The organism is Ornithinibacillus proteolyticus, from assembly GCF_039581225.1.
GTDB classification, from domain to species: Bacteria; Bacillota; Bacilli; order Bacillales; family Amphibacillaceae; genus Ornithinibacillus; species Ornithinibacillus massiliensis.
Window position 1 is genome coordinate 1 of sequence record NZ_JBCPXV010000068.1, and the last position, 11,758, is coordinate 11,758.

The window sequence follows — 11,758 nt, forward strand, 5'->3', positions numbered from 1 at the left end:
GTATACCGCCAAAATGGGTAAATCTAGTTTAGGAAATGGAAATGATTTCAAAAAACTGGTTCCAAGCAATTTTCAATCGCTTGGAACCAGTTTTTTATTACTTACAGGCTGGTTTTGTCCCAGCCTCATCTATTAGCCATTTTGTAAAAGTTAACAAATCTTTAAACTTCATATCTGCTTCACTCTTCGTTTCTTCTCGAGTTCCAACCAACACTGTTTTGGTTCCAGCTCTCTTCCCAGCTTCAATATCCTGGTCACGATCGCCAACCATATAGCTCTTCCTTAAATTCACCCCATGTTTTTCTGCTAAATCAAGTAACATTTGAGCACCTGGTTTTCTGCATGCGCAGCTGGCTCGTGGCTTATGTGGACAATATGCAATATCATCAATTTTTGCTCCGAATGCTGCTAAATCATCACGCATTTTTTGGTGGACCTCCTCAAGCGCTGATTCCGTCATATATCCCAATCCAACACCACCTTGATTAGTGACCACAAACACTTTAAACCCCATATTATTTAATGACTTAACGGCTTCTCCAACCCCTTCTAGTAAATAAAAGTCACTAGCCTTATTAACAAATCTCACCCGATGGGACAATACCTCATTAATGACCCCATCTCTATCTAAAAAAACTGCCTCTTGCATGATATCACCTTCCAATATTATTATTAGTCAGTTTACCCATTTAACTACATTGACACCACCCGTAAAGAGAGATATGTTCAATATAATAATTAGTTTCATGGGAAAAGGAGTATTCTTAGATGTCTATTATAGAGAAATTAAAGTTATCAAAATATCATAACCTCGTAGTATTGAATAAACCTAAAGACTATATAATATTCGACAACTTTGCTACAGAATTGATAAAGAATCATGATGCCATTTTTATTTTTATTGAAACGATTGAGGAAATGGTAAAACACACAATCCAAGTTATCGAGGGTAATGAATTATTGCAGGAAAAGGGCTACCTCTTTTTCGCCTACCCTAAAAAGGGAAACAAACGATACGATACACATGTCCATCGCGATGAAATTTTCCCTGCGTTAAAGGTTGATGAAGATGGATATGTCAACGATAGTGATATTAAATTTGCTCGAATGGTTAGTATGGATGATGTATTTACCGTTGTAGGACTTAAGCGTGAAAAGAAAAAGGAGAAAAAAACGTCTCCCGCTAGTCAATCTGTAGCCGATTATGAGGTTAATGTTAAGGACGTGGAAGCAATGTTAATCGATCATCCAAGTGAATTTTCATTCTATCAGAGTCTAACCCCTGGTTATAGAAGAGACTGGGCACGATTCATCTTTTCTGCAAAACAGCAGAAAACCCGAGATAAACGAGTTGAACAAATGGTAGAGGTATTATCCCAAGGATATAAGACAATCGATTTATTCCGTCAAAAAAAGAAATAATCATGACTTTAACTAGAAACACCTCCGAAATTAGAGTGAACCCTGAATTTCGGGGGTGTTTTATAATGGATTAAATTGTGCCATTTAGCATAGCCTATAAATGGAATTTGACATACAAAAGAAAATGTAGTAAATTAGCTGATGGCGAACAATTATAATTATCATACGATAAAATATTCGTATTTAGGAGTGCTATTTATGGAAAACGTATTTGATTACGAAGATATCCAGTTAATTCCCGCAAAATGTGTTGTAACTAGCCGTTCGGAATGTGATACATCTATTACATTCGGTGGTCGCAAATTCAAATTGCCTGTAGTACCTGCTAATATGCAAACCATTATAGATGAAACAATTGCCTTGAAATTAGCTGAGGAAGGCTATTTCTATATTATGCATCGATTCCAACCAGAGAAGCGTTTAGACTTCGTTAAGGATATGCAAAAACGCGGATTATACGCATCCATTAGTGTTGGTGTAAAAGAAGAGGAATATCGCTTTATTGAAGAATTAGCTACAAATAACCTAACACCAGAATATATTACAATCGATATTGCACATGGTCATTCCAATGCAGTAATCGAAATGATTCAACATATTAAAAAGACACTTCCAGGAAGCTTTGTTATTGCCGGTAATGTCGGAACTCCAGAAGCAGTAAGAGAATTAGAAAATGCTGGTGCTGACGCTACTAAAGTAGGAATTGGACCTGGTAAAGTATGTATAACAAAAATTAAAACGGGCTTTGGTACTGGCGGATGGCAATTAGCTGCACTTCGTTGGTGTGCAAAAGCAGCCAGCAAACCAATCATTGCTGACGGTGGCATTCGTACACACGGTGATATTGCGAAGTCTGTCCGTTTTGGCGCTAGCATGGTCATGATTGGTTCTCTATTTGCCGGACACGAGGAATCACCTGGTGAAACAGTTGAGAGAGATGGCAAGCTATATAAGGAATACTTTGGTTCCGCTTCTGAATTCCAAAAGGGTGAAAGAAAGAATGTAGAAGGTAAAAAAATGCTAGTGGAGCATAGAGGCTCACTAAAGGATACACTAATTGAAATGGAGCAAGATCTTCAATCTTCTATTTCCTATGCTGGTGGCAAAACGCTCGATGCTATTCGTAATGTAGATTATGTAATCGTTAAAAACTCTATTTTTAACGGTGACAAAGTATACTAAGAAAAAACGAACACATTCTTGTCATTACAGAATGTGTTCGTTTTTCTATGCTACCGAAAAGGTGTTGATACTTTCCCTCTGTTACCTTTTTTGAATCGCTCAACTGAATAAGGGCACTGATACTTCCCCTCTGTTACCTTTTTCGACTCGTTCAACCAAAAAAGGGCACTGATACCACCCCTCTGTTACCTTTTTCGACTCGTTCAACCAAAAAAGGGCACTGATACTTCCCCTCTGTTACCTTTTTCGACTCGCTCAACCGAATAAGGGCACTGATACCACCCCTCTGTTACCTTTTTCGACTCACCCAACCGAATAAGGGCACTGACCCACTCCCTCTGTTACCCTTTTATCCTTCCTCCCCAAACCAAAATAGGCCACCAACTACCCCCCTCCATCCCATCCGCATAAAAATACCACAGCTAGAAACACTGTGGCAAAGCGAAATTTTTTCTTATCTCATAAAAAAAAGGTGAGCACTGCTTGAAAGTGCTCACCCTATTTAATCTAGTCCACCATCTTTTGAAGTTGATGTAACTGGAATGTACGAACTGATCTTGGTAAGAAACGACGAATTTCATCTTCGTTATAACCTACTTGAAGACGCTTCTCATCAATAATAATCGGTCTTCTTAATAGCCCTGGGTTTTCTTGGATTAATTGATATAGCTCCTTCATTGGTAATTGCTCAATGTCTACATCAATCTCCTTGAAAACTTTCGACCGTTCTGAAATAATTTCCTCGGTACCGTCTTCAGTTAGGCGTAAAATCCCTTTTATTTCTTCGAATGTTAACGGTTCCGAAAAGATATTTCTTTCTTTGTATGGTATATTGTTTTCTTGAAACCATGCTTTTGCCTTTCTGCAGGATGTACAACTTGGTGTAACGTAAAGTGTTACCATGTAATTACTTCCTTTCTCTCTATAAGAGATTTAACAAAAACTCATCCACAGATGTATTTCCTATGGTTCAATCTTTGAAAGACCAGGCCTTGCCCATATAAAAAACTGATATAGTTATTCTTATAAATATCTTTAATTCAATATAATTTTATTACAGCTAATCTGCACTGTCAACCTTACTTTCTTTACTCAGTGATAATTAGTATATTAATTATAACACAAGGAAAAGCCACATTGGAAAGTATGCCCAAAAAGGTTTGTAAATTATGCAGAAATAAATGTTTTATTTTATTTACTTATGTAAATTCATTTTTATCTCCATTACATAGCCATTTCCCTCTACAGACATTCTTTCGGGACCCACCCTACTTCGCCATTATATTTCTTTACTAAAGGATAACGCTTTTCACCATGATTCTTTTATACTCCATTTCGTCATACACTAACCAATAACTACTTTTACTTCATCATGAAAACCTTACCATTTGGATTCTTTCATTCCATTGCTACTTTTTTGCTACCTTCTACTTCCCAATATTATCCATAACCATTACAATACCAATAGGGACAAATTACTATCTAAGTTAAGCTGCTCCTAGGGGGAAATTATATGAAGCCTACTGCAAAAGAAATATGGTCCATACCGAATATTCTATCTTACATAAGACTGCTTTTAATTCCGATTTTCGTTTATATTTACATAACCGCAAATAGTACGTCCGATTATTATGTAGCAGCACTTATCATTTTATTATCAGGACTAACAGATATGTTAGATGGGCTTATCGCCCGGAAGTTTAATCAAATAACCGAACTCGGTAAAACAATAGATCCTATTGCAGACAAGTTAACACAGGCAGCTATTGTTGGATGCTTGATGTTTCGGTATGACTACATGTGGATATTAGTCCTATTGCTAGTTGTGAAAGAATTGTTCATGGGTATAAACGGACTAATCCTTCTGAAAAAAGGTAAAAAGTTAGATGGGGCCATGTGGTTCGGAAAAGTTTCTACAGCTATATTTTACGCTGCAGCATTTATCCTTATTGCTTTTCCTGAAATCAGCCCACACTACGCCTCACTCCTGATGTTGATTACAGGCGTATTTCTAGCGTTATCGTTCATCTTATATATTCCGGAATTTTTAAAGCTATATCGGAATGCATCTTAAGACCGCCAATTTAGGCGGTCTTTTTTAAAATCACGGTTATTTTCCTATTATCGCGTCCAATGGCATTTGTCCTTCTCCTATCCCCTCAAATCCCCCTTTCGACATATCCATGTCGACCGCCGTCTCTTTTTAAGAATTATTGTAATCTTTCGACATTTAGAAGGGTTTTTGTTTTATTATGTGGAATAAGTATTGCTAAAGCATTAGCATGACGATGATACTTTCCTATTAAATCCTTTACCCATATCCAGTTCGTTTGCTAATTGTCTAGCAGCGATTTCCGCCTCACCTTTACTATTGAACCCTCGCCTTGTAGTTTCTTTTTTTCTTCCAGTTTTAGGATCGTAGACAGTTCGCATTTTAAATAACCATTTTTCGCCATTCTTTGTCTTGTACTTCTGAAAACTAGCCACGATTATTCCCCTCTCTTAATTTGCAGTTTAAGTTATTCCATGTAAATTTTCTCTACTACCCTCAAACGATATAACTTCTCCCATAATTTCCTCCCAGGTAATAAAATTTACTTTGATACATTTCTAGTCGCTTTAATGCAAAGTCGTATTCGACATTAAAATTTTTCATTATTTCTGTAGCGTTTTGTATTTTAAGCTCGTCCAACATAAATGTTGGTACGCAAAAGTGATATGCAAAATGATTCGCTTGGTATTCTTGAAGTTCGCGAAACAGATAGTGCATTTTTAACTGTTGACCACAATGTCGGAGGTAATGGCATATTTCGTGCCCAAATATTTGCCATTCCTTTTGTTGAGTTGACCTTTTAATAACAATGTCATTTCCATCCCGAAAAGTGGCCTTTCCATAAAGTAAATTAACCCCTAATTTCGAAGCAATCGTTTTTATATCTAGTTGCTCCGGTTTGCTAATTGATAAAACTGTATACAATTCTTTAATGTAATCTTCTATGTGTGTATACATGTTATCCCCCTAAGTAGAATATATGTTCTGTTAAATTGTATAAGAGAGGGTGCACAAAATTCTGCACACCATAGTAATAATTATTATTTATATATGTTTATTATTAGTATAAGAGATAATTATAGTGTTATAATCTAAAAAAAGAGATATGTTTACCCATTTCAACTGCATCAAAATTGTTGGACAATGTATCAACTCCTGTTTCGAATAATGGTTGCGCGATTTTGTCTAAACGTTGTGTAACACTTAGGACGTAATCGTTAGCTGACGATAGGTTATTGATAGTTTCCTCGGCCAAGCCAATGTTAGCGATTGGATCAAAGTTCGAAACTGTTATCGCCCGGGCTTTTTATCCCGGGCATCTTTATGTTTCCATAAAGTCCAGCATATCTCATCATCCATAATGGATGCCGGACGCTCTTGATATCTAAAGACTTAGGTTTTCCATGAATTCATCCGGTTTGCAACTATAAATTACTTTATAGTGGGGCACTCTTTCTTATATTATATCCCTAACAATTCTTTCTTTTTTGCGTTATATTCCTCTTCAGTAATTGCTCCAGCATCTAGCAAATTCTTGAATTTCAGAATTTCATCTGCTGGACTATTCGAAGATTGTTCAGCGGCTTGTTCTTCATAATCACAAATATATTGTAAAGTAGACAAACATTCTTGAACTTTATTATATGAGTCCTTGTAAACGAACGATCCTTTTTTCACTTTTTTATCTAAAAAGTCTATGTAGTCAGACGAAACATTAATATCCTTTAGGCTTATCTTTATTCTTAGGCTGTCAACTATTTCTTTGTTTTTTCTTTTTGCAGTTACTCCTCCTACAACAGCTCCTGCTCCGCCAAATAGAGCTCCTCCAACCAACGCTCTACCTAGTCCACCTTTTGTTACAGATTCGCCATTTTCTAATAGTTCAAAGCTAGATATATCCTTATACCTATAGATACGTGGCTTCTTTTTTGGAGAAATCATTATTAACTTGTTGTCATCATCAAATTCTATGAACTTACCAATATATTTAGTTGCATTAAACACTTCCAAATATTTCGATACCTCATGGGTTCTTTTGTGCAAATTTACGATTTCTTGAGCAGGTATATTTTGATAACCTCTACTAGTCAATTCCTTTAATGTAACACCGGATTCAACTACACATTTTTTACAAACCTTTTCCCCATTCATAAATGTAGGGTCTAGTAAACCGACCTTTCCTCCGCAGATAGGACATTCCTTATTCGCCATCCCTTTTCCACTCCTCCTTTTTTTCAATCCTTGTCTTTATTTTGGCTTCTTTTGAATTTAACAAACTCATACACTTCTTCTAACTCTTCTGCTGTCATATTAGATAGATCATGAAACATTAAGTCTATGTCAGGAAATTCAGTAGCTATTTTCTTCTTGTAATAATCAAGTTTATTATCTTCTGTATCTAAATCACCATTCAATAGAACATCAACTTTAATACCTAGAGTCTTAGCAATATCATTAAGTATTTCTGGCTCAATACGTTTTTGGAATCCAGTCTCAATTTTGTTCATCTTGCTTTGAGATATTCCAATTTTGTTTGCTAGTTCTAGTTGTTCAATGCCTTTCTTTGTCCTTAATTCTCGTATTCTTTTTCCTAATTCCATTATGGATATTCTCCTTACAAAACAAGCGTTTAACGTTATTTTAAACTTTCTAAAATAGAAAGCAATATAGTATTCTAAAAAAGAATTTTAAAAAGTTCTTGCATTTCTATTTTGGAATATGTATACTCTAATTAAGATATTCCAAAATAGAATATGAAAGTTGAGGTGCAAATATGATTATTAACCTTGAAATCATCAAAGAAAAGCGCAAAGAAAAAGGCTACACCATGGACGAAATGGCAGAAAAACTTAAACTCACCAATGGTTCTATGTATTCTAAGCGCGAAAACGGCCATTACAAATTCAAGGCAGAAGAAGTAATGATGCTAACGAAAATCTTGAATATTCCCATGAAAAAAATTTTTTTATCAAATGAATATTCCAAAACGGAAATTACGACTGCAAAAGAAATTATTTAAGGAGGCAATCTAATGAATCAATTAAAAGTTCAAGTCGACACATCCCAAGTAGATGAAACTCAAGAAAAGATAGAAAAATTCATCGCTTTAGTAAAGGAAGCCAATTCATTGGCGGATGAATTGGCTCATAAAGAAATCAAAATCAGTATAAGCACAAATGAAACTAATTAACAGTAAATTCAAAGTCTTTATTGCAATGCGGACAGCGATTCTTACCCTTACTTGCTTCTATATCTTTATCGCATGAAGGGCACTTGATAGGAATGTTTTTAAGATTTGACATATCTTTGAGTCTTTTTTGAATGTTGTCAAATCCTTTCATTTCAAACTTCATCATATTCACCTCCCTTAATGTCACTATTCGACATAAAGGGACTAAATACCTGTTAGGAGGAGAAATACATGAATCAATTAGTTTTTATTCAAAACAACAAAGTGGTGACAGACACACTAACCGTATCTGAAGTATTTAAAAAATCTCATGATAAAGTTGTGCGCGATGTTAAGGTCCAAATCACAAAATTGCATGAAGCTAATGAACAGGAATGGAGTTCCGCCAACTTTGGCGAATCCCAATATCAACACCCCCAGAATAAACAATGGTATACAAAGTACGACCTAACAGAGGATGCATTTGCCATCATCGCAATGTCCTATGTGACACCCGAAGCAATGAAAATGAAAATTAAATTTCTAAATGAATTTAAGTTTATGAAAGAAAAACTTCAACACCCAAGAGTCTTATCGGAAAAAGAACAATTAAAAGCTTCAATGAAATTATCTCTCGAAGCCACCGAAACATTGGAACAACATAATGAACGCTTAACTTATCTTGAAAATCATATGCGAATAGATGGAATTCAAGAAAAGAAGCTTCAAAACAAAGCGAAATCTATCGCAATTGAATCTTTGGGCGGTATGAACTCAAATGCATATAAGAATGTAAGCCGTAAAGTGTTTTCTGGAATTTGGAGAGACTTCAATAATCATTTTCAGTTACCTAGGTATAGCGAACTCCCGAGAAAACAATTTGAAGAAGGGCTTAAATTTCTTGGTATGTGGCAGCCGAGTACTAGCTTACGAATCGAGATAGAAGAACTCAATCGCCAATTAGTAGGTGCTATATAAATGCCGAAGACTATTCAATTCAACAGTTTTCAAACAACCTATAACAAATTGCTTAAGAATGCTATAAACGATTTAACAAAAGTGAACATTCAATATTTTCATCACGACTTTCAAAGTGAACCTTTCTTACACGTTGAAGCAAAGGTGGAAAACGTAATGTTGGAACACGTAGAAACGCATGGTTTAGTTATTACAGTTTTAACACCGGAAACAACATTCACTTTCACAGAGAGAAATTACTATACTAACCTGTCAAACGACGCAGTTGTCTTTTCTTCAAAAAACGATGGAGAAACCTATTGCATTATTGAATTCATATAAGGAGTGATCTAAATGAACATCACATTAGAGTCCTTAGAAGCAAAGCTCTTGGAAGAGAACTTGAAAGACTTGTTCCAGAAAGCTTATGAACAAGGGCTTGAAGATGCAAGATCTATGCAGTCTCTTCCGCCAATGTTGAAAAAGACTGACCTTGCAAATTACTTCCAAGTGTCTCTACCAAGTGTGGAAAACATCATCAGAATGGACGGTTTTCCGAAATCCAAGGTTGCCAAGGCTAGATACCCACGAGATCAAGTAATTGAGTGGGCAAATAAAAATGTCGAAAGGGTCAATCGACTGAAACAAGCAATCTAACAATCTACCGAGGTGGGGGTCGGTAATTACATTATATGCCTATTAAACAAATATTTGGGTTCCACGACGGAAATGTTTCCATGGTGGCACATATCCCCCTAGAAAGGAGGGGAGACCTTGCAGTTAGATGGACAAACGCTCCGGCAAATGAGGAAGCGCAGAGGTATGAGTCAAGATGCACTAAGTCGAAGGTTACATATGTCTCGTAGCAACATTTCGAAACTAGAAAGTGGAAAATTAGAAATTCGCGGTAAAGATTTACTTCGTTGGGTTCAAGAGACTAATTCACTCGACATGTTAATAGCTATTACTGCTCAAGTAGATTTATCGGCAGTAGCAGACGTAATATCTCAGCTTTCACTTTTAGCCGGAACAATTCTAATAGGATGGTGTTTCTAATGAAACCAAACGAAGATTATCTGCTTGTTATGACAGTTTTACCTTTAATAAGTATCATCATTAGCCATTTATAGGAGGGGTTTTATGAGAGAACAAGTACTACCACAGGATTTGAAGTCAGCAAAGCAACATCTTAAATGCTATGAGGAGTGCAAAGAGCTAGCTGATGTGCATGTGAAACACGGGAATTATGATATGGCATTACATCGTTTAACAGATGCGATTAAATCAATTCATGAGTTATCTAGTTTAGCACGCAAAAAGCGCTTTATTGATCGACACAACGAACTTGTAAAACGCATGAGCCAAGAGGGAATACAAATTCAAATTATAAGAGGTATTCACCATGATTAAAAAACTAAACAACTACTTTTTCGATGAGGATGAAATTAGCGTATCCGATAGCATTTGGTATTACGGAATAGCTTTGGCAGTTCCAGTTATTATCTTCATTACTGTAATAATAGCTAGTTAGAAAGGAGTAAATGCATGACTACTAAATTACCAGTTGCAAAACACTTAACTGATGAAGAGTATCAGATTTTATTAGATGTTTACTCAAAACATAATCGTAGCATGGGATTAGAAAAACGAAAAGATTACACATTATCACATATTGTAAAAGTTGAAAGAAATAGAGAAGAAAAATGCTTAGAAGTATATTACGAGAATGGGGATTGGTGGCATTATGCAGCAGATGGCACATGGTATTAAACAAAAAAATAACCCACTGACGGCAATCAGTGAGTAGGCTTTTGGTTAATTAAATTCTATCACTCAACCTCTTAAAAGGCAAGGACTTGTTAGTCCTTCCTTCCAGAGCTTAGGAGCACTTTTACCCCTTGGGTGTTCCTGCTTTGGAAGGGTTGACTAACCCAAAACAGCGCGTTCACTACCTGCTGTAAATTATGGTCGGAAAGGAGGGTTGATATGTACAAAATTATTGGAATTGAGTCGGCTAGACCAATGGATGGCACCTATTGGAAGGTTGGCGAAAAACTTTACATCGACGGAGAGCCGAAAGAAGTAACTGAAATCAAGGATCTTACTTCAGAATTTCCAGACTCCATCGATAGACAGTATGACATTTACGTAGAAGGAAAACTTTATCAATCGCTTGTGAATATGCCAGTAATCATCACTTATGATACTGAATCGAGAAAGGAGGTATAACATGGAACATCCTACGATCACTCACATGGAAAGGACAGGCCATCCACCATACAGTCCTAAACGTGAGGAATATGGTGTGGATGCGCTAGGAAATGAAGTATTTGTCGGGGAAGAGATTCTTGTTCTAGAAGATGATTTTTATTTAGTGGAAGAACTGACTGCTCAAAGTAAAGAAATCCTTGAACAACTTGGTGCTACCTACAAAATTGCTGCATAAAAAAAGACCATCTCGCAAATGGTCTACGCGCATACAAATTCATTTATGCCTTTATTATAAGAAACTTTTGAAATAAAGGCAAGAGAGGGGACGGTATGGATCATTATAAGTTTTTCTTTGAAATGACAGAAAAACATCCAGAAATATCACCTGAGACTATTTTTATTGGAATGTGTCAATCAATTTCAAAATCTGACCATACAACCAAGCAAGATTTAATAGATGTTACCAACGCTTATAGCGATTATAAGGAGGAATTAAATAATGAGCGAATTAGCCGCACAGTATCAGCAAGCTAGTAATAATAGCGCATTAGCGCAATCTACAGCAAGTAGAGAAATGGAAGAAGTTAAGGGTCAGATTTTCATGGCTCGTCAGTTTCCTAGGAATGTGTTTCAAGCTGAACAACGTATTTTGGATGCATGTAAGAGACCTTCACTTGCGCAAACGGCAGTCTACAGCTACCCAAGAGGTGGAACTAAAGTTGAAGGCCCATCTATCAGACTTGCAGAAGTTATAGCTCAAAATT

At 36.1% G+C, this 11,758-nt stretch carries 21 protein-coding genes and 1 pseudogene; 15 read left to right on the forward strand and 7 right to left on the reverse strand.

What is annotated here, in order from left to right; all coding sequences use genetic code 11:
- Positions 1-97: 97 nt before the first annotated feature.
- Positions 98-649 (reverse strand): D-glycero-alpha-D-manno-heptose-1,7-bisphosphate 7-phosphatase, encoded by a 552-nt coding sequence (locus AAIB49_RS18340; protein ID WP_343458886.1) that lies wholly within the window; start codon positions 647-649, stop codon positions 98-100.
- A gap of 119 nt (positions 650-768) precedes the next feature.
- Between AAIB49_RS18340 and AAIB49_RS18345 the strand changes: the two genes are divergently transcribed.
- Together AAIB49_RS18345 and guaC are read left to right on the forward strand one after the other, a co-directional pair.
- Positions 769-1,422, forward strand: a complete 654-nt coding sequence (locus AAIB49_RS18345; RefSeq protein WP_339212809.1) for a YdeI/OmpD-associated family protein — start codon at positions 769-771, stop codon at positions 1,420-1,422.
- Between the two features lie 198 nt (positions 1,423-1,620).
- The gene (guaC, locus tag AAIB49_RS18350) at positions 1,621-2,604 is read left to right on the forward strand and encodes a GMP reductase (protein WP_339212808.1); all 984 of its coding nucleotides are present in this window, start codon (positions 1,621-1,623) and stop codon (positions 2,602-2,604) included.
- Positions 2,605-3,111: 507 nt separating this feature from the next.
- On the opposite strand, the gene spxA is transcribed toward guaC, so the two are convergent.
- A complete protein-coding gene (gene spxA / locus AAIB49_RS18355; protein WP_186868124.1) occupies positions 3,112-3,507 on the reverse strand; it encodes a transcriptional regulator SpxA in 396 nt (131 codons plus the stop codon).
- A 610-nt stretch (positions 3,508-4,117) separates the two neighbouring features.
- Here spxA and AAIB49_RS18360 point away from each other — a divergent pair.
- Positions 4,118-4,678: a CDP-alcohol phosphatidyltransferase family protein gene (locus AAIB49_RS18360; RefSeq protein ID WP_339212807.1), complete on the forward strand. Its 561-nt coding sequence runs from the start codon at positions 4,118-4,120 to the stop codon at positions 4,676-4,678.
- 203 nt (positions 4,679-4,881) lie between these two features.
- On the opposite strand, the gene AAIB49_RS18365 is transcribed toward AAIB49_RS18360, so the two are convergent.
- The 4 genes from AAIB49_RS18365 to AAIB49_RS18380 all read right to left on the reverse strand — a co-directional run bounded on the left by AAIB49_RS18365 (position 4,882) and on the right by AAIB49_RS18380 (position 7,257).
- Positions 4,882-5,091 carry an Arm DNA-binding domain-containing protein gene (locus AAIB49_RS18365; RefSeq protein WP_343458887.1) on the reverse strand — a complete coding sequence of 70 codons (210 nt, stop codon included), beginning with the start codon at positions 5,089-5,091 and terminating at the stop codon, positions 4,882-4,884.
- 61 nt (positions 5,092-5,152) lie between these two features.
- Positions 5,153-5,614 carry an ImmA/IrrE family metallo-endopeptidase gene (locus AAIB49_RS18370; RefSeq protein WP_343458888.1) on the reverse strand — a complete coding sequence of 154 codons (462 nt, stop codon included), beginning with the start codon at positions 5,612-5,614 and terminating at the stop codon, positions 5,153-5,155.
- A 504-nt stretch (positions 5,615-6,118) separates the two neighbouring features.
- Positions 6,119-6,868 (reverse strand): SHOCT domain-containing protein, encoded by a 750-nt coding sequence (locus AAIB49_RS18375; protein ID WP_343458889.1) that lies wholly within the window; start codon positions 6,866-6,868, stop codon positions 6,119-6,121.
- 23 nt (positions 6,869-6,891) lie between these two features.
- Positions 6,892-7,257 (reverse strand): helix-turn-helix domain-containing protein, encoded by a 366-nt coding sequence (locus AAIB49_RS18380; RefSeq protein ID WP_343458890.1) that lies wholly within the window; start codon positions 7,255-7,257, stop codon positions 6,892-6,894.
- Between the two features lie 173 nt (positions 7,258-7,430).
- Between AAIB49_RS18380 and AAIB49_RS18385 the strand changes: the two genes are divergently transcribed.
- Complete coding sequence (locus AAIB49_RS18385) at positions 7,431-7,676, forward strand: helix-turn-helix domain-containing protein (RefSeq protein WP_343458891.1); 246 nt, start codon at positions 7,431-7,433, stop codon at positions 7,674-7,676.
- Positions 7,677-7,688: 12 nt separating this feature from the next.
- Positions 7,689-7,847: a hypothetical protein gene (locus AAIB49_RS18390; RefSeq protein ID WP_343458892.1), complete on the forward strand. Its 159-nt coding sequence runs from the start codon at positions 7,689-7,691 to the stop codon at positions 7,845-7,847.
- On the opposite strand, the gene AAIB49_RS18395 is transcribed toward AAIB49_RS18390, so the two are convergent.
- Positions 7,840-8,010: a hypothetical protein gene (locus tag AAIB49_RS18395; RefSeq protein ID WP_343458893.1), complete on the reverse strand. Its 171-nt coding sequence runs from the start codon at positions 8,008-8,010 to the stop codon at positions 7,840-7,842. The two genes, AAIB49_RS18390 and AAIB49_RS18395, sit on opposite strands and share 8 nt — an antisense overlap.
- Before the next feature lie 68 nt (positions 8,011-8,078).
- Here AAIB49_RS18395 and AAIB49_RS18400 point away from each other — a divergent pair, with 68 nt between their 5' ends.
- The 10 genes and pseudogenes from AAIB49_RS18400 to AAIB49_RS18445 form a co-directional block, all read left to right on the forward strand.
- Positions 8,079-8,804 carry an ORF6C domain-containing protein gene (locus AAIB49_RS18400; protein WP_343458894.1) on the forward strand — a complete coding sequence of 242 codons (726 nt, stop codon included), beginning with the start codon at positions 8,079-8,081 and terminating at the stop codon, positions 8,802-8,804.
- The gene (locus AAIB49_RS18405; protein WP_343458895.1) at positions 8,805-9,125 is read left to right on the forward strand and encodes a hypothetical protein; all 321 of its coding nucleotides are present in this window, start codon (positions 8,805-8,807) and stop codon (positions 9,123-9,125) included. It abuts the gene before it with no gap.
- A 12-nt stretch (positions 9,126-9,137) separates the two neighbouring features.
- Positions 9,138-9,440 (forward strand): hypothetical protein, encoded by a 303-nt coding sequence (locus tag AAIB49_RS18410; RefSeq protein ID WP_343458896.1) that lies wholly within the window; start codon positions 9,138-9,140, stop codon positions 9,438-9,440.
- A gap of 117 nt (positions 9,441-9,557) precedes the next feature.
- The gene (locus AAIB49_RS18415; RefSeq protein ID WP_343458897.1) at positions 9,558-9,839 is read left to right on the forward strand and encodes a helix-turn-helix domain-containing protein; all 282 of its coding nucleotides are present in this window, start codon (positions 9,558-9,560) and stop codon (positions 9,837-9,839) included.
- Between the two features lie 84 nt (positions 9,840-9,923).
- Entirely contained in the window at positions 9,924-10,193 is a 270-nt protein-coding gene (locus tag AAIB49_RS18420) for a hypothetical protein (RefSeq protein ID WP_343458143.1), read from the forward strand.
- Between the two features lie 135 nt (positions 10,194-10,328).
- Positions 10,329-10,553 carry a hypothetical protein gene (locus tag AAIB49_RS18425; RefSeq protein ID WP_343458898.1) on the forward strand — a complete coding sequence of 75 codons (225 nt, stop codon included), beginning with the start codon at positions 10,329-10,331 and terminating at the stop codon, positions 10,551-10,553.
- A gap of 216 nt (positions 10,554-10,769) precedes the next feature.
- Positions 10,770-11,012: a hypothetical protein gene (locus AAIB49_RS18430; protein ID WP_343458140.1), complete on the forward strand. Its 243-nt coding sequence runs from the start codon at positions 10,770-10,772 to the stop codon at positions 11,010-11,012.
- A 1-nt stretch (position 11,013) separates the two neighbouring features.
- Positions 11,014-11,229: a hypothetical protein gene (locus AAIB49_RS18435; RefSeq protein ID WP_343458899.1), complete on the forward strand. Its 216-nt coding sequence runs from the start codon at positions 11,014-11,016 to the stop codon at positions 11,227-11,229.
- Between the two features lie 95 nt (positions 11,230-11,324).
- Positions 11,325-11,528 (forward strand): hypothetical protein, encoded by a 204-nt coding sequence (locus AAIB49_RS18440; protein ID WP_343458900.1) that lies wholly within the window; start codon positions 11,325-11,327, stop codon positions 11,526-11,528.
- Positions 11,494-11,758: pseudogene (locus AAIB49_RS18445) on the forward strand (hypothetical protein); the annotation flags it as partial. The gene AAIB49_RS18440 and the pseudogene AAIB49_RS18445, both read left to right, overlap by 35 nt.